The organism is Pseudomonas glycinis (genome assembly GCF_054871425.1).
In genome coordinates, this window is the sequence record NZ_JBTYHF010000010.1 from 39,381 (window position 1) to 60,631 (window position 21,251).

At 60.7% G+C, this 21,251-nt stretch carries 21 protein-coding genes and 2 pseudogenes; 15 read left to right on the forward strand and 8 right to left on the reverse strand.

What is annotated here, in order from left to right:
- The first annotated feature begins 192 nt into the window (after nt 1-192).
- Nucleotides 193-747: an RNA polymerase factor sigma-70 gene (locus ACYSTU_RS22425; protein ID WP_008088195.1), complete on the forward strand. Its 555-nt coding sequence runs from the start codon at nt 193-195 to the stop codon at nt 745-747.
- Nucleotides 748-883: 136 nt separating this feature from the next.
- Here the strand turns inward: ACYSTU_RS22425 and ACYSTU_RS22430 are convergent, their stop codons facing one another.
- The 3 genes from ACYSTU_RS22430 to ACYSTU_RS22440 all read right to left on the reverse strand — a co-directional run bounded on the left by ACYSTU_RS22430 (nt 884) and on the right by ACYSTU_RS22440 (nt 3,496).
- Nucleotides 884-1,897, reverse strand: a complete 1,014-nt coding sequence (locus ACYSTU_RS22430; RefSeq protein ID WP_499001673.1) for a GNAT family N-acetyltransferase — start codon at nt 1,895-1,897, stop codon at nt 884-886.
- Nucleotides 1,898-1,981: 84 nt separating this feature from the next.
- On the reverse strand, nt 1,982-2,779 hold the full coding sequence (locus ACYSTU_RS22435) for a substrate-binding periplasmic protein (RefSeq protein ID WP_125926323.1): 798 nt from the start codon (nt 2,777-2,779) through the stop codon (nt 1,982-1,984).
- 93 nt (nt 2,780-2,872) lie between these two features.
- Nucleotides 2,873-3,496: a TetR/AcrR family transcriptional regulator gene (locus ACYSTU_RS22440; RefSeq protein ID WP_016770820.1), complete on the reverse strand. Its 624-nt coding sequence runs from the start codon at nt 3,494-3,496 to the stop codon at nt 2,873-2,875.
- Nucleotides 3,497-3,680: 184 nt separating this feature from the next.
- Here ACYSTU_RS22440 and ACYSTU_RS22445 point away from each other — a divergent pair, with 184 nt between their 5' ends.
- The 10 genes and pseudogenes from ACYSTU_RS22445 to ppnP all read left to right on the forward strand — a co-directional run bounded on the left by ACYSTU_RS22445 (nt 3,681) and on the right by ppnP (nt 13,012).
- The gene (locus tag ACYSTU_RS22445; protein WP_136493012.1) at nt 3,681-5,465 is read left to right on the forward strand and encodes an acyclic terpene utilization AtuA family protein; all 1,785 of its coding nucleotides are present in this window, start codon (nt 3,681-3,683) and stop codon (nt 5,463-5,465) included.
- 12 nt (nt 5,466-5,477) lie between these two features.
- Nucleotides 5,478-6,362 carry an SDR family oxidoreductase gene (locus tag ACYSTU_RS22450; protein WP_217878602.1) on the forward strand — a complete coding sequence of 295 codons (885 nt, stop codon included), beginning with the start codon at nt 5,478-5,480 and terminating at the stop codon, nt 6,360-6,362.
- Nucleotides 6,363-6,365: 3 nt separating this feature from the next.
- Complete coding sequence (gene atuC, locus ACYSTU_RS22455) at nt 6,366-7,982, forward strand: geranyl-CoA carboxylase subunit beta (RefSeq protein WP_499001679.1); 1,617 nt, start codon at nt 6,366-6,368, stop codon at nt 7,980-7,982.
- Nucleotides 7,983-8,012: 30 nt separating this feature from the next.
- Entirely contained in the window at nt 8,013-9,170 is a 1,158-nt protein-coding gene (gene atuD / locus ACYSTU_RS22460) for a citronellyl-CoA dehydrogenase (protein WP_056788533.1), read from the forward strand.
- A complete protein-coding gene (locus ACYSTU_RS22465) occupies nt 9,167-9,961 on the forward strand; it encodes an enoyl-CoA hydratase/isomerase family protein (protein ID WP_499001683.1) in 795 nt (264 codons plus the stop codon). The genes atuD and ACYSTU_RS22465 overlap by 4 nt, the downstream gene beginning before the upstream one ends.
- Before the next feature lie 120 nt (nt 9,962-10,081).
- Nucleotides 10,082-11,603: pseudogene (locus ACYSTU_RS22470) on the forward strand (acetyl-CoA carboxylase biotin carboxylase subunit); the annotation flags it as partial.
- A pseudogene (locus ACYSTU_RS22475) lies at nt 11,579-11,734 on the forward strand (hypothetical protein); the annotation flags it as partial. The pseudogenes ACYSTU_RS22470 and ACYSTU_RS22475, both read left to right, overlap by 25 nt.
- Complete coding sequence (locus ACYSTU_RS22480; protein ID WP_442793165.1) at nt 11,711-12,043, forward strand: acyl-CoA carboxylase biotin carboxyl carrier protein subunit; 333 nt, start codon at nt 11,711-11,713, stop codon at nt 12,041-12,043. The pseudogene ACYSTU_RS22475 and the gene ACYSTU_RS22480, both read left to right, overlap by 24 nt.
- A 70-nt stretch (nt 12,044-12,113) precedes the next feature.
- On the forward strand, nt 12,114-12,656 hold the full coding sequence (locus tag ACYSTU_RS22485; protein ID WP_024013686.1) for a 3'-5' exonuclease: 543 nt from the start codon (nt 12,114-12,116) through the stop codon (nt 12,654-12,656).
- A gap of 71 nt (nt 12,657-12,727) precedes the next feature.
- Nucleotides 12,728-13,012 (forward strand): pyrimidine/purine nucleoside phosphorylase, encoded by a 285-nt coding sequence (gene ppnP, locus ACYSTU_RS22490; protein WP_016770827.1) that lies wholly within the window; start codon nt 12,728-12,730, stop codon nt 13,010-13,012.
- A 72-nt stretch (nt 13,013-13,084) separates the two neighbouring features.
- Here the strand turns inward: ppnP and ACYSTU_RS22495 are convergent, their stop codons facing one another.
- Together ACYSTU_RS22495 and ACYSTU_RS22500 are read right to left on the reverse strand one after the other, a co-directional pair.
- Nucleotides 13,085-13,891, reverse strand: coding sequence for an MOSC domain-containing protein (locus tag ACYSTU_RS22495; RefSeq protein WP_136493006.1), 807 nt, complete (start codon nt 13,889-13,891; stop codon nt 13,085-13,087).
- 87 nt (nt 13,892-13,978) lie between these two features.
- A complete protein-coding gene (locus tag ACYSTU_RS22500; protein WP_016770829.1) occupies nt 13,979-14,914 on the reverse strand; it encodes a chemotaxis protein CheV in 936 nt (311 codons plus the stop codon).
- A gap of 454 nt (nt 14,915-15,368) precedes the next feature.
- On the opposite strand from ACYSTU_RS22500, the gene ACYSTU_RS22505 reads away from it, so the two are divergent.
- The 3 genes from ACYSTU_RS22505 (at nt 15,369) to ACYSTU_RS22515 (ending at nt 17,852) form a co-directional block, all read left to right on the forward strand.
- A complete protein-coding gene (locus ACYSTU_RS22505; RefSeq protein WP_024013689.1) occupies nt 15,369-15,839 on the forward strand; it encodes a hypothetical protein in 471 nt (156 codons plus the stop codon).
- A 463-nt stretch (nt 15,840-16,302) separates the two neighbouring features.
- Nucleotides 16,303-17,196: a sensor histidine kinase gene (locus tag ACYSTU_RS22510; RefSeq protein ID WP_123443514.1), complete on the forward strand. Its 894-nt coding sequence runs from the start codon at nt 16,303-16,305 to the stop codon at nt 17,194-17,196.
- Nucleotides 17,193-17,852, forward strand: coding sequence for a response regulator (locus ACYSTU_RS22515; protein WP_016770832.1), 660 nt, complete (start codon nt 17,193-17,195; stop codon nt 17,850-17,852). The genes ACYSTU_RS22510 and ACYSTU_RS22515 overlap by 4 nt, the downstream gene beginning before the upstream one ends.
- Here ACYSTU_RS22515 and yegS read toward each other — a convergent pair.
- Nucleotides 17,836-18,753 (reverse strand): lipid kinase YegS, encoded by a 918-nt coding sequence (gene yegS, locus ACYSTU_RS22520; protein WP_016770833.1) that lies wholly within the window; start codon nt 18,751-18,753, stop codon nt 17,836-17,838. The two genes, ACYSTU_RS22515 and yegS, sit on opposite strands and share 17 nt — an antisense overlap.
- Before the next feature lie 315 nt (nt 18,754-19,068).
- On the opposite strand from yegS, the gene ACYSTU_RS22525 reads away from it, so the two are divergent.
- Entirely contained in the window at nt 19,069-19,377 is a 309-nt protein-coding gene (locus tag ACYSTU_RS22525; RefSeq protein WP_016770834.1) for a hypothetical protein, read from the forward strand.
- A 59-nt stretch (nt 19,378-19,436) separates the two neighbouring features.
- On the opposite strand, the gene ACYSTU_RS22530 is transcribed toward ACYSTU_RS22525, so the two are convergent.
- Nucleotides 19,437-20,663 carry a molybdopterin molybdotransferase MoeA gene (locus tag ACYSTU_RS22530; protein WP_136493005.1) on the reverse strand — a complete coding sequence of 409 codons (1,227 nt, stop codon included), beginning with the start codon at nt 20,661-20,663 and terminating at the stop codon, nt 19,437-19,439.
- On the reverse strand, nt 20,647-21,186 hold the full coding sequence (gene moaB, locus ACYSTU_RS22535; protein WP_125917349.1) for a molybdenum cofactor biosynthesis protein B: 540 nt from the start codon (nt 21,184-21,186) through the stop codon (nt 20,647-20,649). Before moaB ends, ACYSTU_RS22530 begins: the two co-directional genes overlap by 17 nt.
- Between the last annotated feature and the right edge of the window lie 65 nt (nt 21,187-21,251).

Here is a 21,251-nt window from a genome sequence, read left to right on the forward strand (position 1 = left end):
CGGCAGGCACGACGTCCAGCGGGGCCAGGGTGCGGCGGCGTGTCGCAGTTGGCAAAACACATCGCCTTACAGCAATACCTCTCTTTCTCATTTGACAATCATTATCATTCAACATAATTTGTCGCTCGATGTGTAGGACGGCGCCGTCCCCCCAGGCCCTCCCACTAACCTATTGGCAGCAAGGTGATTTCCATGACGGAACAAGTATCCACAAGCAGGTGCGATTCACCGCTACTTCAGGCATTCGTCGACAATCGACTGATTCTGGTCAAGATTGCAGCCCGCATTACCGGTTGCAGGTCTCGTGCCGAAGATGTGGTTCAGGATGCGTTTTTCCGACTGCAATCGGCGCCGCCGATCACGTCGTCGATCAAGGCTCAGCTGAGCTACCTGTTCCAGATCGTGCGCAACCTCGCCATCGATCACTACCGCAAGCAGGCGCTCGAACAGAAATACTCAGGCCCGGAAGAGGAAGGCTTGAACGTGGTGATTCAGGGCGCTTCGCCGGAAACTTCGCACATCAACTTCTCGACCCTCGAACACATCGCCGATGCGCTGACCGAACTGCCCAGCCGCACCCGTTATGCCTTCGAGATGTACCGCTTGCACGGCGTGCCGCAAAAGGACATCGCCAAGGAACTGGGCGTATCGCCCACCCTGGTCAACTTCATGATTCGTGATGCGCTGGTGCACTGCCGCAAGGTCTCGGGCAGTCGGCGGGATGCGGTGATTGCGGGTCGTCGTTAGGATCCGGATTCTGCGTCAAGCCATTCGCGAGCAGGCTCGCTCCCACAGGGTTTGATTAACGACACAAATCCAGTGTGGGAGCGAGCCTGCTCGCGAAAGCGGCCTCTGACCCAACGAAATTCCGAGGCCGAATACATCAGGCCAACCGGCACCGATCAAAAAACCGCTCCCGTCCCAGAATCATCAACGCCGCGCGCTTGTGCGGGAAATCGAATTCCTTCTCGCAGTGAAAGCATTGGTTGTGCATATGGCCGATCATCTTCGCGTTGTCGGCACGTGGCTCGGCGACCACGCGCTGGGTCCGTGGATCATCGAGAAACAGGTAATGCACCAGCGCCGATAACCAGCTCGCCACTTTGTGCGGGCCGCGATGACTTTCCTCGCCGACCAGCATGTGAATGCCACGGTCGTAATCGCCGGCATCGTAGAACGGCGCGATGCGATCTTCCTTGGCCCAGTAGGCTTCGAAATAGGCGAACGGCTGATCATCGAAACAGCCGATCAGCGTCAGCGTGTGCGGATCGGCATCGAGCTTGTTGAGATAGTCGCGATGCTGCTCAAGGCTGCCCTCCTCCTGCCAGAAACTCGCCACGCGCGGGCTGTTCTGCCAGCGATTGAAGCGCGACAGATCTTCCTCGATTTCCAGCGTTCGCAAGGAAATCCACGCGCCGAGCCGCGCATCGAAACGCCGGTAGACTTCACCGCGCGGCTTCACCGGTCGCAGCGGATGGCGCTTGCCATGGCTGATGACCATTTGCTGCGGATAGCTGCCGGTCAGTGAAGTGCCCAGCCACGGCTGCGGCAGTTGCCAGAACAGCGTGCGCTCGCAGCGATACTCACCGGCGACTTCGGTATTGATCAGCAGACCACTGCGCAAGGCTTCGGTCGGTGGCTGATCGAGTTGCCAGGTCAATTGCTGGCACGCCGGGTCACGGGCGAACAACCAATAACAGGCGGCCCACAAGGCTTGCCCGGGCGGCAGGGAAAAACGTTCATCAAGCTGAATCGGGCCATTGGCCTCGCGGTCCAGGCGCAGCCGAATCAGCGGTTGCCCGTCCAGGCTCAGGCTCAAGCGGCTCTCGGTAGCATCAGCGATCAAGCGACTGCCCGAGGGCAATGCCAGGGCAGTCAGGTCATTCAGATTGGACATGGGTCGGGCTCACGTAATCGTCACAGTTCAACGAAGTGACGTGAGCCGGGAAGGGAAATTTAAGCGCGGGACGAAAACAGCGCTTCAGTGATGCGGCACGGGCACCACGGCAATCTTGTAAGGCTCGAAAATCTTCAGCAATTCGCCATTGTCACGCAGACGCTGCAACAGATTGCCGAAGGCGTCGCCGCTGATCGGAGCGCTTGGCCGCAGAATCGCGTAATGGTGATAGATCTGATCGGTACGCTGCGACGCCAACAGCTCATCGCGGACCTTCTCGTTGCGCAGCAGGTAATCGAACAGATAGGAACGGGTCACCAGGGCAATGTCGGCGCGCCCGCGCAGGACCATCAGCAGGTTGCTGTCGTGGGAATAGGTCAGCGTGGCGTTGTAGTTGTGCGCGAGGTATTTCGGGTCGGCGTTGAAGTTGGCAAATTCGTAGTGATAACCGCTGAACAGCGCCAGACGTTTGCCCGACAGGCTCGAGAAGTAGTTTTGCTGGCGGCCGTCCTCGCGTTGCGCGACGAAAATCTCGGCGTCTTCCAGGCCCATGTCGACGTCGTCGTGGGGAATGTCCTTCCAGCCCCACTCGGGGTTCTCGAAGATCGCCATATCGATGCGGCCCTGCTTGAAATCACCGAAGCGGCGCGGGATCGAGGTTGGCACCAGGACGAACTGATAGTCGCTCTGCGAGCGGTTCAGCGCCTCGATCAATTGCGGCAACAGGCCGGTGTCGGCGCCGTTTTCCGGGCGAATCGTATAAGGCGGGAAATGCGCGGCGCCGACCCGGACCAATTGCGCTGACTGAGCGGGCAATACCCATAACGCAGCCAGCGCAGCGAGCATCAGCCCGGCGGCTGTCCGAATTGGCGAAGACTTCAAAACACCCCACTCCCCGAAAAAAATAGCGATCAATGCATTCAAGCTAGGCGGTTTCGCCGACTTAGCCAGTTTGTCGGCCGGTCCGACAACCGTTCAACGCGCTTCGAGGACCAGAATCAGCGCTTCATCGGCGAGCTGATCGAGGCTCAAACTGCCGCCGGCACGGAACCAGGTGGTGGTCCAGGACAGTGCGCCGGTAAGGAAACGTCGGGTAATAAAAACGTCGCCGCGAATATAGCCGGCGTCCTTGGCCTCGCCCAGAACCTGCAGCCAGATGTCTTCATAAACGTCACGTAAAGCAAGGACTTTAGCCTGGCCGTCTTCGGACAATGAGCGCCATTCGTACACCAGCACCGCCATCGCCTCGCCACTGCCGCCCATGATCGACTGCAATTCGCAGCGAATCAGCGCCAGCACTTTCTCGCGCACGTCACCGGCTTCGGCCAGGGCTGCGCGCATCAGCGCGGTGTTGTAGCGGATGGTTTCCTCCATCACCGCGCGGAGAATTTCATCCTTGCTTTTGAAGTGATGAAAAATACTGCCCGACTGGATGCCCACAGCGCTGGCCAGATCGCGCACCGTGGTGCGCTCGTAGCCTTTGTTGCGAAACAGGTGAGCCGCCACTTGCAGCAATTTGCCGCGGGCGCTGTCCGGGTCGGTCAACTGGCCCTGGTCGACCAGTTCGCGCATGACCCGCAGGGCTTTTTGCTCGTCCACCCGTTCTCTCCTACAGTCGATCAGTGTGTTGCCCCCTGTAACCGCAGGGTTGCGCGCAATTTAAGCCGCGCGCGGGCACCAAGCAAGCGCTTGGGCAGAAGAATGTTTCGCCTGTTTACAAACCAAGCGCTTGCTTGGTAGCCTCCAGACACTTCTGTCGCAGGTCCCTGAGTCGGAGATAAAAATGCCAACCACCGTGCGAATCGGCTGCGCCAGTGCTTTTTGGGGCGACACTTCCACTGCTGCCGCCCAGCTTGTCTCCGGCGGAAACCTGGATTATCTGGTGTTCGATTATCTGGCCGAGATCACCATGTCGCTGATGGCCGGCGCGCGCCTGAAAGACCCGCAGGCCGGGTTCGCCGGCGACTTCGTTGAAGTGCTGGCGCCGCTGCTGACGCAACTGGCCGAACAGAACATCCGCGTGATCAGCAATGCCGGCGGGGTCAATCCGCAGGCTTGCGCGGCGGCCCTGCAAGCGGCCTGCGATCAGGCCGGGGTCCAGCTGAAGATTGCCGTGTTGCTCGGCGACGACTTGCAAGGACAGCTCAAACACCCCGCCGACATCCGCGAAATGTTCAGCGGCGCGCCGCTTCCGCGCATGTGCGTGTCGACCAACGCCTACCTCGGCGCGCCAGGGATTGTCGAAGCGTTGCGCCTGGGTGCCGACATCGTCATTACCGGCCGGGTGGTCGACAGCGCCGTGGTCAGTGCGGCGCTGGTTCACGAATTCGGTTGGTCGTGGCATGACTACGACAAACTCGCCCAGGCCGCGCTGGCCGGGCACATCATCGAATGCGGCGCGCAGTGCACCGGCGGTAATTTCACCGACTGGCGCGAGGTACCGGATTACGAGCACATCGGTTTTCCGATCGTCGAGGTCAGCGCCGATGGCCAGTTCCTCGTCAGCAAACCCGAAGGCTCCGGCGGCCTGGTCACGCCGCTGACCATCGGCGAGCAGATGCTCTACGAAATCGGCGATCCGCAGGCCTATCTGTTACCCGATGTGATCTGCGATTTCACTCAGGTCAAACTTCAGCAACAAGGCAAAAACGTCGTGCAGGTGCACGGTGCCAAAGGCCTGCCGCCCAGCGACAAATACAAGGTCAGCGCCACGTACCCGGACGGTTTTCGCTGCACCGCCAGTTGCCTGATGGCCGGCATCGACGCGGTGGACAAGGCGCGGCGGGTCAGTCAGGCGATCATCGACAAGACCGCCGAGATGTTCAGCCTGCGCGGCTGGGCGCCGTACAGCGAAACCCATGTCGAACTGCTCGGCAGCGAAGCCACCTACGGCCCCCACGGCCAGCGGCGCGACAGCCGTGAAGTGGTGATCAAAATCGCCGTGCGCCACCCTGACAAACGCGCGCTGGTGCTGTTTTCCAAAGAGATCGCCCAGGCCGCGACCGGTATGGCGCCCGGTCTGACCGGCATTGTCGGCGGACGTCCGACCGTGTACCCAGTCATCCGCTTGTTCTCGTTCCTCGTCGATAAAAGCGCCTGCGCCCTGCAAGTCGACATCGCAGGCGAACGTCATCCTTGCGCCCTCCCCGACCCAGTGGCCCTCGACAGCGCCGATTTGCCGCTCACCCATCAGCCACCCAAACCCCAGGGCCGCGCCGATGCCAGTGTGCCGCTGGTGAAACTGGCGGTGGCGCGCTCCGGCGACAAGGGCAACCACAGCAACATCGGCGTGATGCCGCGCCATTCCGATTACCTGCCATGGATCGCCGAAGCGCTGACCCCTTCGGTGGTGGTCGACTGGATGCGCCACGTCCTCGATCCGGTGCTCGGGCGTGTCGAACGCTGGTATCTGCCCGGCACCCACAGCCTCAACTTTCTTTTGGAAAACGCCCTCGGCGGCGGCGGTGTCGCCAGTCTGCGCATCGACCCGCAAGGCAAAGCCTTCGCCCAGCAACTATTGGAAATCCAGATCCCGGTGCCGCAGAGCATCGCCGAACAGCTCGACTAGAGGATGGTGTGCATGGCTTACGCGTCGATTTTCCGCGCCGATCTGTTCAGCGGCCAGAACCTGATTGTCACCGGCGGCGGCAGCGGCATCGGTCGCTGCACCGCCCATGAACTGGCGGCCCTTGGCGCCAATGTGCTGCTGGTCGGGCGCAAGCCGGAAAAGCTGGAAAAAGTCGCCGCCGAGATCGCCGAGGACGGCGGCCGCGCGCACTGGAAGGCTTGCGATATCCGCGATGAAGAAGCGGTCAAGCAACTGGTCAAAGAGCTGATCGCCGAACACGGGCCGATCCACGGCCTGGTCAACAACGCCGGGGGCCAATACCCGTCGCCCTTGGCCTCGATCAATCAGAAGGGCTTCGAAACCGTGCTGCGGACCAATCTGGTCGGCGGCTTTCTGATGGCCCGGGAAGTGTTCAACCAGTCGATGAGCAAACACGGCGGCAGCATCGTCAACATGCTTGCCGACATGTGGGGCGGCATGCCCGGCATGGGCCACTCGGGCGCCGCGCGTTCGGGCATGGACAACTTCACCAAGACCGCCGCGTTCGAATGGGGTTACGCCGGGGTCCGGGTCAACGCCGTGGCGCCGGGCTGGATCGCCTCCAGCGGCATGGACACCTACGAGGGCGCATTCAAAGCAGTGATTCCGACCCTGCGCGAGCATGTGCCGCTCAAGCGTATCGGCACCGAATCGGAAGTCAGTGCGGCGATCGTGTTTCTGCTCAGCCCGGCGGCAGCGTTCATCAGCGGCACCACATTGAAAATCGACGGCGCCGCCAGCCTCGGCAGTCGCGCCTGGCCGCTGCACAAGGCCAGCCACAGCGAATCGTTCAATGGTTTTCACCGCGCGTATTTACCAGAAGTGTTGCGTCCCGACGTGCTCAAGGACAAGGAATAAGCCATGGCGCAGATTCAGTCGCAACTCGATCCGCACAGCGAAGCGTTCGCGCGCAACCGCGCGGCCATGCTCGCCGCCATCGAGCAGGTGCAGCAGCTCGAACAGAACCTGCTGAACAAGGCCGCCGAAGCCAAAGACAAATTCAGCAAACGCGGGCAACTGTTGCCCCGCGAGCGCCTGAACCTGCTGCTCGACCCCGGTGCGCCGTTCCTCGAACTGGCCAGCCTCGCCGGCTATAAATTGCACGACGACAAGGACGGCAGCTCGGCCGGTGGCGGGCTGATTGCCGGCATCGGTTACGTCTGCGGCATCCGTGCGATGGTGGTCGCCAACAACAGCGCAATCAAGGGCGGCACGATCTCGCCGAGCGGCCTGAAAAAATCCCTGCGCCTGCAACAGATCGCGCGGGAAAACAAACTGCCGATGATCACCCTCGCCGAAAGCGGCGGCGCCAATCTCAACTACGCGGCAGAGATCTTTGTCGAAGGCGCGCGCAGTTTCGCCAATCAGGCGCGCATGTCAGCAATGGGTTTGCCGCAGATCACCGTAGTACACGGCTCGGCCACGGCGGGCGGCGCCTATCAACCGGGGTTATCGGATTACGTGGTGGTGGTGCGCGGCAAGGCCAAGCTGTTTCTCGCCGGCCCGCCATTGCTCAAAGCGGCGACCGGCGAAGTGGCCAGCGATGAAGAACTCGGTGGCGCCGAAATGCACGCGCAGGTCGCCGGCACTGCCGAATATCTCGCCGAAAACGACGCTGACGGCATACGTCAGGTCCGCGAGATCATGCGCATGCTGCCATGGAACGAGCAGTTGCCGTGGCTGCCGCAGCCGCAATTCAAAGAACCGCTTTACCCCATCGACGAACTGCTCGGGCTGATCCCCGACGATGCAAAAAAGCCCTACGACGTGCGCGAAATCATCGCGCGGATTGCCGATGAGTCGGACTTTCTCGAGTTCAAAGGCGAGTTCGACCAGCAAACCATTTGCGGCCAACTGAGAATCCAGGGCCGCGCCTGCGGCTTCATTGGCAACAACGGCCCGATCACCCCGCAAGGTGCGAGCAAGGCGGCGCAGTTCATCCAGTTGTGCGACCAGAGCCAGACGCCGCTGCTGTTTTTCCACAACACCACGGGTTTCATGGTCGGCACCGAATCGGAACAGCAAGGGGTGATCAAACACGGCTCGAAACTGATCCAGGCGGTGGCCAACGCACGGGTGCCTAAACTGACCATTGTCGTCGGCGGTTCCTACGGCGCCGGCAACTACGCCATGTGCGGACGCGGGCTCGATCCGCGCTTCATTTTCGCCTGGCCCAACAGCCGCACGGCAGTGATGGGCGGCGCACAGGCCGGCAAGGTCTTGCGCATCGTTACCGAAGCCAAACAGCTCAAGGACGGCATCGAGCCCGATCCGAAAATGCTCGACATGCTCGAACAGATGACCGCGCAGAAACTCGACAGCCAGTCCACCGCACTGTACGGCAGCGCCAACCTGTGGGACGACGGCCTGATCGACCCGCGCGACACCCGCACCCTGCTTGGCTACTTGCTGGATATTTGCCACGAAGCCGACAGGCGTACGCTGCAACCCAACAGCTTCGGCGTCAGCCGCTTCTGACCGCCACGGATCCTACGGAGAACAACAACAATGATCTTCACCCCGGAACACGAAGCCCTGCGCCGTACCGTCCGCCAGTTCGTCACGCACGAGATCAACCCGCACGTCGAAGAGTGGGAAAAGGCCGGGCGCTTTCCGATCCACGAGATTTTCCGCAAGGCCGGCGAACTGGGTCTGCTGGGCATTTCCAAGCCGGAAAAATTCGGCGGCATGGGCCTCGACTACAGCTATTCGATTGTCGCCGCCGAAGAGTTCGGCACCATTCATTGCGGCGGGATTCCGATGTCGATCGGCGTGCAGACCGATATGTGTACACCCGCCCTCGCCCGCTTCGGCTCCGATGAATTGCGCGAAGAATTCCTGCGGCCGGCGATCACGGGCGAACAGGTCGGTTGCATCGGCGTTTCCGAAGTCGGCGCCGGCTCCGATGTCGCCGGGCTGAAAACCACCGCGCGCAAGGACGGCGATGACTACGTGATCAACGGCAGCAAAATGTGGATCACCAACTCGCCGAGCGCCGATTTCATCTGCCTGCTCGCCAACACTTCCGACGACAAGCCGCACATCAATAAGTCGCTGATCATGGTGCCGATGAACACCCCCGGGATCAGCCTCAGCTCGCACCTGGACAAGCTCGGCATGCGCAGCTCGGAAACCGCGCAGGTGTTCTTCGACAACGTGCGCGTGCCGCAGCGCAATCGCATCGGCCATGAAGGCGCCGGGTTCATGATGCAGATGCTGCAGTTCCAGGAGGAACGCCTGTTCGGCGCGGCAAACATGATCAAGGGCCTGGAATATTGCATCGACAGCACCATCGAGTACTGCAAGGAGCGCAAGACCTTCGGCAACGCGCTGATCGACAACCAGGTGATCCACTTCCGTCTCGCCGAATTGCAGACCGAAATCGAATGCCTGCGCGCGCTGGTCTATCAGGCCACCGAGCAGTACATCAAAGGTCAGGACGTCACGCGACTGGCGTCGATGGCCAAGCTCAAGGCCGGACGCCTCGGCCGTGAAGTCAGCGACAGCTGCCTGCAATATTGGGGCGGCATGGGCTTCATGTGGGACAACCCGGTGGCCCGCGCCTATCGCGATGTGCGCCTGGTGTCGATTGGCGGCGGCGCCGACGAAATCATGCTGGGGATCATCTGCAAACTGATGGGCATCCTGCCGGGGAAAAAGAAATGAGCCGCCTGCCCGATTGCCAGACGCTGTTGCTGGAACTGCATGGCGGCGTGCTGCACATCACCCTCAACCGCCCGGACAGCCGCAACGCGATGAGCCTGCAAATGGTCGCCGAGGTGCGCGCGGTGCTGGCGGCGGTGCGCGATGACCGCACAGTGCGGGCCTTGGTGCTCAGCGGTGCCGGCGGGCATTTCTGCGCCGGTGGCGACATCAAGGACATGGCCAATGCCCGGGCTCAGGGCGCGGACGCTTACCGCGAGTTGAACCGGGCGTTTGGCGCGTTACTGGAGGAAGCCCAGCACACGCCGCAGGTGCTGATCTGCGTGTTGCAAGGCGCCGTGCTCGGCGGCGGCTTCGGCCTGGCCTGCGTCAGCGATATTGCGATTAGCGATCACCAGGCGCAGTTCGGTTTGCCGGAAACCAGCCTCGGCCTGATCCCGGCGCAAATCGCACCGTTTGTGGTGCAACGGATCGGCTTGACCGAAACCCGCCGGCTCGCGCTGACGGCGGCGCGTTTCGATGGCGCCGAGGCGCAGCGATTGGGGCTGGTGCATTTCGTTGAACAGGATGCCCAAGCGTTGGCCGAGCGACTGGATGAGGTCTTGCAACAGGTACTGCGCTGCGCGCCGGAAGCGAATGCCGCGACCAAAGCATTGTTGCTGGCAAGTGCCGGACAGCCGTCGAGTGAGTTGCTTGATGAGGCGGCGCAGTGGTTCAGCGCGGCGGTGACTGGAGAGGAAGGAATCGAGGGGACGATGGCATTCATGCAGAAACGCAAACCGGGATGGGCCTGAAAAAGCATCGCGGGCAAGCCCGCTCCCACACGGATTCTCATTTGCTCAAATAACCTGTGGGAGCTGGCTTGCCAGCGATGCGGCCATCCCATTCACCGCTATCATTTCAGGAACCCCACCATGCCCACCCTCCACAAAATCCTGATCGCCAACCGCGGTGAAATCGCCTGCCGCATCCAGCGCACGGCCCAGGCGCTGGGTTATCGCACCGTCGCCGTTTTCAGCGACGCCGACGCCGATGCGCTGCACGTACAAATGGCCGACCAAGCCGTGCGTATCGGCCCGGCGCCGGTGCAGCAGTCCTACCTCAACATTGCGGCGATCCTCGACGCCGCCCGCCGCAGCGGCGCCGACGCGATTCACCCGGGCTACGGCTTCCTCTCGGAAAACGCCGATTTCGCTCGCGCCTGCGCCGAAGCCGGGCTGATTTTCATCGGCCCCAGCGCCGAAGCGATCGAACTGATGGGCAGCAAACGCCTGTCGAAAATCGCCATGCTCGACGCGGGCGTGCCGTGCATTGCCGGCTATCAAGGCGCAGCGCAGGACGACGCGACGCTGCTGGCCGAAGCCGAGCGCATCGGCTATCCGCTGATGATCAAGGCCAGTGCCGGTGGCGGTGGACGTGGCATGCGCCTGGTGCACGAGGCCAGCGAACTGGCGGCGCAACTGCGCACCGCGCGGTCCGAAGCAATGAACGGTTTCGGCAGCGACGAGTTGATTCTCGAACAGGCATTGATCGAACCGCGCCACGTCGAAGTGCAATTGTTCGGCGACCAGCACGGCCATCTGGTCTATCTCGGCGAACGCGATTGCTCGATCCAGCGCCGCCATCAGAAAGTCATCGAAGAAGCGCCGTGCCCGGTGATGACCGCCGAGCTGCGCCAGGCCATGGGCGAAGCGGCGCTCAAGGCCGGGCGCGCGGTGGATTATGTCGGCGCCGGCACCGTGGAGTTCCTCCTCGACGCACGCGGGCAGTTCTACTTTCTGGAGATGAACACCCGTCTGCAGGTCGAGCATCCGGTGACGGAATTGATCACCGGCCTCGATCTGGTCGCGTGGCAACTGCTGGTTGCCGAGGGCCAGCCGTTACCGCTGACGCAGGAACAGGTCCGCCTCGACGGTCACGCCATGGAAGTGCGCCTCTACGCTGAGGATCCCGCTGCGGATTTTCTCCCGCAAACCGGCCGAATTGCCGCATGGCAACCGGCTTCGGATCACGGGGCGCGGATCGATCACGGTCTGCTTGAAGGCCAGTCGGTGAGCCCGTTCTACGACCCGCTGCTGGGCAAACTGATCGCCCACGGCGCAACCCGCGAAGAGGCGCGGCGCAAATTGTTGCGGGCGGTGCAGGACACGGTGCTGCTTGGCGTGCAAAGCAACCAACGCTTGCTCGAAGGCCTGCTGCAACATCCGCAGTTCATCAGTGGCGATTTCAGCACCGCCTTCATCCAGGAACATTTTTCCAGCCATGCCTGCCTCAACACTTATGTGCCGACGACGGCGCAACTGGCGATTGCCGTGGTGTTGTTCTATCAGGCCAGCGCCCTGCCCCATCGCGCCCCGCTGAACGGCTGGCGCAACAACGCCAGCGTGCCGTTGCACTATCGACTGGGCAGTGACGAGCAGGACTGGACGCTGGCGGTGCTGGCGCGCAAACCCGGCGAGTTGGTCGTGCAGGCTGGCGAAAGCACTGTGGCGGTGAAAATCATTGAGCACGCCGCGCAATCGATCACCCTCGAAGTCGATGGTCTGCGCCAGCGTCACGCCTATCGTCTGCACGATCGGCAGCTGTGGCTGTTCACCCATCCGGGCAGCCTGCACCTGGAGGATCGAACTCATGCGCCGATCGACAGTCAGACCAGCGTCGCCTCCGGCACCCTGAAAGCCCCGATGGACGGTGCCATTGTCGATGTGCTGGTCAGCGAAGGCAGTACGGTCAGCAAGGGTCAATTGCTGGTGGTACTGGAGGCAATGAAAATGGAGCATCCGTTGAAGGCCGGCATCGATGGCGTGCTCAAACGGGTGCAAGTGAAGGTCGGCGATCAGGTAAAAAATCGTCAGGTTCTGTTGCAGGTCGAGTAGTCGCCCGGGCACAAGCGCGGGGTTTGACTACGCTCTGATAAATCAGAACGCGGAAATCAGGAACCCTGCGATGCCCCATTGGCTGGTCATAGATCTGGAAGCCACCACAGACGAGGGTGGCTGGCCGGTCACGGAAATGGAAATTATCGAGATCGGTGCGACCCTGGTCGACCGCGCCGGGCGCGAGCAGGATCACTTCCAGCGCTTCGTCAAACCGACCCGCCGGCCATTGCTGACGCCGTTCTGTCGGGAGCTGACACACATCACTCAGGCCAACATCGATTCGGCGCAACCGCTGAGCGAAGTCTGGCCGGCCTTTGAGCGTTGGCTGGCGCAGCATCAGGCTCGCCTTGAAGGCTGGGCCAGTTGGGGCGGTTACGATCGCCAGCAGTTGCTCCAGGAGTGGCAGCGCCTGAACATCGACAGCGGCCTGAGCAAAGTCCCGCACATGAACCTCAAACAGCGCTTCGCCAAGGCTCGGCGCCTGGAACGACCGCTGGGGCTCAACGGCGCGTTGCAACTGGCGGGCATGCAGTTCAACGGCCAACAACATCGCGCGCTGGAAGATGCCCGCAATACTGCACGGTTATTGCCGCTGGTCCTGCCGCTTTAGACGCGTGACGGCGCGAAAAGCCTTGTGCATACTGGCCGCCCCCTTTTAAGCCCTTTTCGAGGAATCCGCCCATGTTTAAAGTCAACGAGTACTTCGACGGCACCGTCAAGTCGATCGCCTTTGGCACCGCTGAAGGTCCGGCGACCATTGGCGTCATGGCCCCGGGCGAATACGAATTCGGCACCAGCCAGCGCGAGATCATGCACGTGGTGTCCGGCGCGCTGAACGTAAAACTGCCAGACAGCAGCGACTGGGAAACCTTCGCCGCCGGCAGCCAGTTCAACGTTCCGGCCAACAGCAAGTTCCAGCTGAAAGTCGAAGTGGATACCGCTTACCTGTGCGAATACCGCGGCTGATCCCGCCGGTTTCACCGCGCAAAAAAATGCCCGCGTCCAAAAGACCCGGGCATTTTTCGTTTCAGCGACAGCCTATTCGAGAATCTCCACCGGCATGCCGACTTCCAGGCGACCGTTACCGTCGTTGACCAGATTCTGCCCGAACATCGCGCCATCGGCGGTGCTGCGGTGTTTCTGTAACGTCGCGAACGGCTCACGATCAGCACTGCGCTCACCGGTTTGCGGGTCGACGGTGGTCATGATGCAACGCGCACATGGCTTGACCACGCGGAATTCGATATCGCCGATGCGAATGCGTTTCCATTGGTCCTCGGCGTAGGGCGCGCTGCCTTCGATCACCAGATTCGGACGGAAGCGCAGCATCTCCAGGTCTCGCCCTACCGTTTCCGAGAGAGCCTGCCGCGAGGCTTCGCCGATCAGCAGCAATGGATAACCGTCGGCGAACGCCACTTGATCGTCGTCCTTGCCGAAACCCGACTGCGTGGTGCGTGCCCGCTCGAGTGGCATTTGCACCAGACGTGTCGGCCTCCCGAGGAAGTCGCTGACAAAACGCGCGGCTTGATCACCGGCGTCCGGCACCCGCAGGGTGTCACGCCAGATCGTCACACCGCGCAGCTCGGCGTCGGCAGCGGGCAGCGCGACTTCGATAGAACCCTGCTCGGGAGCGCTGAGGGTCAGACCGCCGCCGGCATTCCATAACGCCGACAACTGACTCATCTTCGCTTCGGCACGCTGGGTCAGAAAGCGCCCGCTGGCCTCGTCCACCAGCATCCAGCGTCGGTCGCCCGCCAGCCCGAGCTTGTCCAGCTCGATGCTTTGCAGGATTTCGCCCTTGCCGGATTTCAACGGGTAACGATAAAGCGCGCTCAGACGCAGCATGGCCAGCTTCCTTGGAGGAAAAACGCCACCCTATACGAGCTCGATCTGGAATCAAAGACCAGGCTCACTTCTACAATCGGTGTGTGGTCAGGCCGGCACGGCGTCGAGCATCAGACGCTGGCGCACCACGTCGACCAATTTGTCCGGCTGGAATTTGGAGAGGAAGTTGTCGCAACCGACCTTCTTCACCATCGAGTCGTTGAAACTGCCCGATAGCGAGGTGTGCAGCACGACGTACAGGCCACGCAGGCGAGGGTCGTTGCGGATCTCCGTGGTCAGGCGATAACCGTCCATTTCCGGCATTTCCGCATCGGTGAAGATCATCAGCAGTTTATCGGTCATATGCACGCCGGTATCGGCCCAGGCCTTGAGCATGTTCAAGGCTTTCAGACCGTCACTGGCAATGTGCATCTTCACCCCGAGCTGGCCGAGGGTATCGCGCAATTGCGAAAGCGCTACGTTGGAGTCGTCCACCAGCAACACTTCGCGGCCACGGGCGCGCTCCAGTACCGGGTCGTCGAGTTTCTCGCGCGAGACCTTGGCGTTGTACGGGACGATTTCAGCGAGGACTTTCTCGACGTCGATGATCTCCACCAGTTGATCGTCGACCTTGCTGATCGCGGTCAGATAATGCTGGCGGCCAGCACTGGTCGGCGGCGGCAGAATGGCTTCCCAGTTCATGTTGACGATGCGGTCGACACCGCCGACGAGGAAGGCCTGCACCGAACGGTTGTATTCGGTGACGATGATCGTGCTGTTCGGGCCCGGCACCAGTGGGCGCATGCCGATTGCCTGGGACAGGTCGATCACCGGCAGGGTCTGTCCGCGCAGATTGACCACGCCGCAGACGAAAGGATGACGCTGCGGCATCAGGGTCAGCTTGGGCAGTTGCAGCACTTCCTGAACCTTGAACACGTTGATCGCGAACAGCTGGCGTCCGGCCAGGCGAAACATGAGGATTTCCAGGCGATTCTCACCCACCAGTTGCGTGCGTTGGTCTACCGTGTCGAGAATGCCGGCCATCAATGACTCCTGGGCTTGTTCTGATGAATTCACTATGGGGGTTTATCGGCTGCATTCAGCTAATCTTGATTGCTGCAAAGCGCGCCGCTAAAAATGCCACAAACGGCCATTGATGTCACACTGACATCATGCTTTACTGGCAATCGTGATTTCATCTGCTAGATTCATTGCGGCGCGACCTCGGTTTGCACGTTAGGTTCCCGCGCCTAAGGGATTCCCCTAGGATCAATCAGGCCCAACCTGATATTCGCCATTTCCAATAGCCATTACTGTGACGCCATTCTCATTGCATGAACGGAGTCAGGCTATTGTGTGCGATCGCAATTCAGTGGCAACCCACCCTCTGGAACCCCTCGGTCCGTGCACCTGCACCGCCGGGCGCGATCTGCCGACGATTCACGATCGTCGCCACACACGGCCATCCGTCAACCAACACGACGTGGTGGAGATGAACATGCCAATCGACCGTAAAGACTGGGCGCAACGCTTCCCCGAATTTCTGGTCGAGGCCGAAACGCTTCTCGCCAAGTCCGAAGAATGCCTGAGCCATCTGCAACTGATCAGCAATGACAAGGATGCCATCGACTGCATGCTCGGCACTCTGTTGAAGCTGGCCGGCCGCGCCGAAGCCTTGGCACTGGAAGCAATCTCCGAGTTTTCCCTGCACATCTACAGCCTGCTGAATCTGACCCAGGATCGCGTCGACCTGCACGAACAGGCCCTCGATGCCTTGCGAGACTGTTTCACCCTGATGGCATGGCAGCTTGAGCTGGTCGATCATAAAACCGGACAACTGAGCCTTGATGGCAGCGAGCAGACAGCCCTGCTTGAGGCCTTCGCGGCACAAATGGGCCAGGACACGTTCGAGCCGAAGATGATGAGCAAACGTTTGCTTTCTGCGTCCCTGATAGCTCACCAGGCTTGAGAAAACCGGCCGCGAAACTGTCGTAATTGAATAGTGCATACCTGCCAGCGACAATCCCGGGCAAATAATCTGCCCGACCAACGGCTGATTTCCAGATGCCGCCATCAGGGTTTTCCCTGTGTGCTCCCAGAGACACTTCCAGGCTAATCGAAGTCGTCCAACTACAAAAACTCCAACTTTTTCCAATATGGAACTTGCGTCCACGATCCGGTATTTCCTGACTGAATGGACATATATAGCGACCGCGACCAACGGTATGTTAAGTGGTATTATGCCGCCGGTTAATTACCTGCCGTTTAATGGCACAGTGACTTCAGCGTTTCATTAGCAATGTTACTGCCGGTCAATGATTGCTTAACGAATGCGGTATGAATCAATAACATAATCGACAGTATTTCCACACAGAGATCCGCCAGTCACCGGTCGGTCTGCCCGCAGCGAACATCCATTGGCTCCATCCGTTATGTACGCCAGTCTCAAGTCACTTATTACATGGCCACCCTCGCGGGAAAACGCCCGGCGCTTCACACTAGTGCTGTGTGTTCTGGCGACTATTGGCAGTCTGCTGGCCTATGTTTTTTCCGCGCACATTCCACTGGGGTTGCTGGCACTCGACATCGCCGCCACCGCGTGCGTCTGGGTGCAATATCGCTTGTCGCGCAAATCGATCAAGTTTCAGCCACAAGAGCTGGCTGATCGACTGCTGCAAGTCCAGGAAAACGAACGACATCGCCTCAGCCGTGAATTGCACGACGATATCGGCCAGTTGCTCACCGCCGCGAAGCTGCAAAGTGACTGGCTCAAACGCCGCCTGCCGGAAGATCTGCAGGAACAATGCAAGGTCCTCTGCGACACGCTGGATGAAACCCTGACCAAGGTGCGTGACGTCTCGGCGATTCTCAATCCACGTCAATTGACCAGCCTGGGCCTCGAAGCCAGCCTGCGTGCGCATTTGCTCAAGACACTGGCCAACACGCCGGTCAACTGGAGTCTCGATTGCCAGCAACGGCTCAACGGCATCCCCGAGGAAATGGCCGTCGCGGCGTTTCGCATTGCCCAGGAAGCCGTGACCAACATCCTCCGGCACGCACAGGCAAAAAACCTGTTGATTCGGGTACAGCGATTGCCGCAAGGTCTGACGCTGTTGATCAGTGATGACGGCCTGGGTTTTGCCCCGGCGGCCGACCCGGCCAGAGAAGGCCAACGCGGCATGGCCGGAATGGCCGAGCGTATCGAACAGTTGGGCGGCACATTGAGCGTTATCAGCGAGCCGGGCAAAGGCACTCGAATCGAAGCACTATTCCCGTGGGCGCCTCGGGCACTCGAACGGGCCAGTACGAATAAGGTTATGCGTTGACTTGTAACTTACTTCTGGTGGATGACCACTCGCTGATCAGAGCCGGCGTGCGCGCTCTGGTATTGGATATTCCCGGTTACGCGGTAATCGGCGAAGCCAGTGATGGTTCGCAATTGCTTGAAATGGTCGAGCAATTGAGCCCGGACATCGTATTGCTGGACATCTCGATGAGAGAAACCGGTGGCCTGGAAGCGCTGCAACGGCTCAAGCGCGTGCGGCCGCAGAGCAAAGTGCTGATTCTGTCGATGCACACCGATCCGGCGCTGATCATGCAGGCACTGGAATCCGGCGCTCATGGCTATCTGCTCAAGGACACCACGGCCACCGAGCTCGAGCACGCGCTGGAAGCCCTGCGCAACAACGAACGCTACCTCAGCCCGGCCATTGCCCATACGGTGATCAATCAGGCACTGACGCGAAACCAGAAAAGCCAGCCGGACGTCGCCGATTCGCACAATCTGACCGCGCGCCAGCTGGAAATCCTTCGCCTGATCGTGCGCGGTAAATCGACCCGGGAAATCGCCAATGGCCTGGGCTTAAGCGTCAAGACCGTCGAAACCCACCGCGCACAGATCATGAAGCGCCTGCAAATCTACGACGTGGCGGGCCTGGTGCTGTTCGCCGTGCGTGAGCAGATCATCAGCCTTGATGACTGATTGACGGTTGTTGGCCCAATAACGGCGAGTCCTTCGGCAGATGCACCTGCAACGCTGCAGGTTTCGCAACAAATCGCAGACTGTCGCCTTCCAGCGGCTCGCCATCGAGATTGATGCTCAGCCCTTCGGCGACCTTGATCTCGACCCACGGCAATCGCGCCCGCACAAACATATTGTCGAGGCCGAAGCCCTCGCTCAGCAGATTCTTCAGCGTGCCGACCAGCTCCTGCGGTGCCGGCAAAATGCTGATGTCCAGCAAACCATCGTCGACTCGCGCCTCGGGGCACAGCACATGGCCGCCGCCCGCCTGCCGTCCGTTGCCGATTCCCAGTGCAAGCAGTTCACCCTGCCAATGAAAATCCGGGCCTTGCAACTCGCCGTAAGCGGCATGCAGTTCGCTGAACCGGGTCAGGCCGGTAAATAGATAAGCGGCGCCGCCCAAGACCTTTTTCAGGTCTTCCGAAGTATTGGCGGTCACCTGGCTACCGAATCCGCCGGTCGCCATGTTCAGGAAAATCTGCCCGCCCACCTCGCCCAGATCGATATCCGAGGGCTGAACATCCAGTAGCTCAAGGGCTTCGGCCGGCTCCAGGGAAATACCGGCGGCACGGGAAAAATCGTTGGCGGTGCCCAGCGGCAGGAGGACGAGACTGGCTTTTTGCGGATGCTGCGCCAGCGCCTCGGCAATATCGCGCAACGTGCCATCACCGCCACCGGCGATGATTTTGCTGTAGCCGGCCGCCAACGCTTCCTCAACCAGACGCTGGGCGTCGCCAGCCTCCCAGGTCACTCGTACAGCCAGTTCCCAGCCTTGCTCACGCTTGGCTTCGACGGCAGCGCGGACATCTTCGTTGAGTGCCTGTTTGCCATGCAAGATCAGCAGTGCCCGGCGTTCACTCATAACGTCACTCCAAGAATTGAAATCGATTGAAACATCTTGACCACTGCGCGCGTTAAAAAAGCCGCAGGGATGGCAATTAATTGCTTTTCAAACGGCCAGCGTCCTACATAGCGGTATTTTTTCGTACGGAACAAGAGGAATCGGCTTAATTGACCCCGTCCGATCATTGGGTCACCGTGTGCCGGCAGCACCAACTTTCAACTCAATAACACAAGGATGTGCCGGTAATGAACGGATACCCCGCGATTCATTTCCATGAATCGAGCAATGGAATAATCAGCAAGCGTGCAGTTGCTACGACCAGCGAGTACTTCCATGCGCAACCATGAAACCAAGGCACCGGTGAGCCCGGTCGCCGCTCTCGCCGAAAGTCGTGCCAGCAAGAAACCAGACTTCTGTAACAGCGCCAAGACCCCTGGAGAGTTTGATATGGAACCCCGAGTCAGCGAGCTGGAGACTCACTTCAAATACATGCGCCGCGACATGGACGAAGTGCTCAATGATGTGCGGACGATCAAACACCGTCTGGCGTATTCGGCGGGTGCTACCGCTGTCATCCTTGGACTGCTGGGATGGGTTGCCAACAGCCGATTCGACCAGTTGGTGACGTTGATCAGCAACTGACCGAATCAATTGTTGCACGCGCCGTGCTTACCCGCCGACGCGTGCATGGGCAAGACCGGCTACCCCAGCAGGTCACTGAGGGGAATGAAGCTCACTTCATCACCCTCGCTCAGCGTGCGGCCCTCTCGGACTTCCACCAACCCGTCGGCCCACGCGGCGCTACGCAGCACACCCGAACTCTGGTTGCGGTAAATGATCGCCCGCCCCTGTTCCAAGCGCCCGCGCAGATATTCACGACGGTTGCCGGCCACCGACCAGACAAAACCTGCTGGCACTGCAAACTTGAGCGGTTCGACGGCCTGCACACCCAGGCGACGCAAAAGATAAGGCCGCGTCAGCAGGGCGAACGTCACCAGCGTCGAGGCGGGATTGCCGGGCAGGCCAATCACCGGCACGTTGCGAAAATGGCCGAAGGTCAACGGCTTCCCGGGCTTGATGGCCAGCTTCCACAGGGCCAACTCGCCTTCTTCACGCAGGGCAATGCCGAGGAAATCCGCCTCACCGACCGAGACACCGCCGGTAGACAGAATCAGATCGACGTCTTGCAACTCGCCCAGCCGCGCCCGCGTGGTGGGCAGATCGTCCGGGAGAATTCCGCCATCAATCACTTCACAACCCAGACGCTGCAGCCAACTGCACAGAAGTACGCGATTGCTGTTGTAGATCTGGCCCGGCCCCAATGCCTGGCCGGGTTCAACCAGCTCGTCGCCAGTGGACAGAACCGCCACCCGCGGCTTGCGCACGACGTTAACCCCGGCACAGCCAAGCGAAGCAGCCAGGCCTTGCTCAATCGGTCCGAGCCGGGTTCCAGCTTGCAGCACCAATTCGCCGACCGTAGTTTCCTGGCCCTGCGGACGAATGTTCTGCCCGGCTTTCAAAGGCTCGAGGAAGCGCACTCGGCCATCGGCCTGAACTTCGGCGTTTTCCTGCATCTCGACACAGTCGGCGCCCGGCGGCAATGGTGCCCCGGTGAAGATGCGTGCGCAGGTGCCTGGTTCCAACGGTTGCGGAGATTGCCCGGCGAAGACCTTTTGACTGACCGGCAGCGGCTCGCCCTGCCAATCCGCCAGGTTCAAGGCGTAGCCGTCCATGGCGCTGTTCGGCCATGGCGGCAGATCCAGTGTCGAGATCAGATCTTCCGCCAGCACCCGCCCTTCGACTTGAGCCAGCGGCAAGTGCTCGCGCTCGACAATCCGCGACGCATCGGCCATGGCCAGCAAACGCTCGAGCGCCGTTTCGACAGGCAGCAAACTGCCGGTCTTGCCCGGCTTACCCACGGGATTCACAAGGCGCCGCCTGCTTCAGATGGGTGACGAAGTTGCAGGGACGATGACGGGCGTCCAGTTGCTCAGCGAGAATGCCGTCCCAACCGGTGCGCACTGCATTGGTCGAACCCGGCAGGCAGCACACCAGCGTGCCGTTGGCCAGACCTGCCAAGGCCCGAGACTGCACAGTCGAAGTGCCGATATCAGCCACGGAAATCTGGCGGAACAGTTCGCCGAATCCGTCGACCTGTTTGTCGAGCAGGCATGCCACCGCTTCCGGCGTGCTGTCACGCCCGGTGAAGCCGGTGCCGCCGGTGATCAGCACGACTTGAACCACATCGTCGGCAATCCAGTGGGCGACTTGCGCGCGAATTTTGTAGAGATCATCTTTAAGCAAAACCCGCTCGGCCAGCGCGTGTCCGGCCGCGATCAAGCGATCAACGAAGACCTGGCCGGAGGTATCGGTTTCCAGGGTTCGGGTGTCGCTGACAGTCAGCACCGCAATATTGAGCGGCACGAAAGGTACATCAGCCTTGGCTTTCATAGGCTCTTCCAGTTGTAGGGGAAACAGCCCGGTGTTATATCACAGCGGCTCATTTTTCCGCCGCC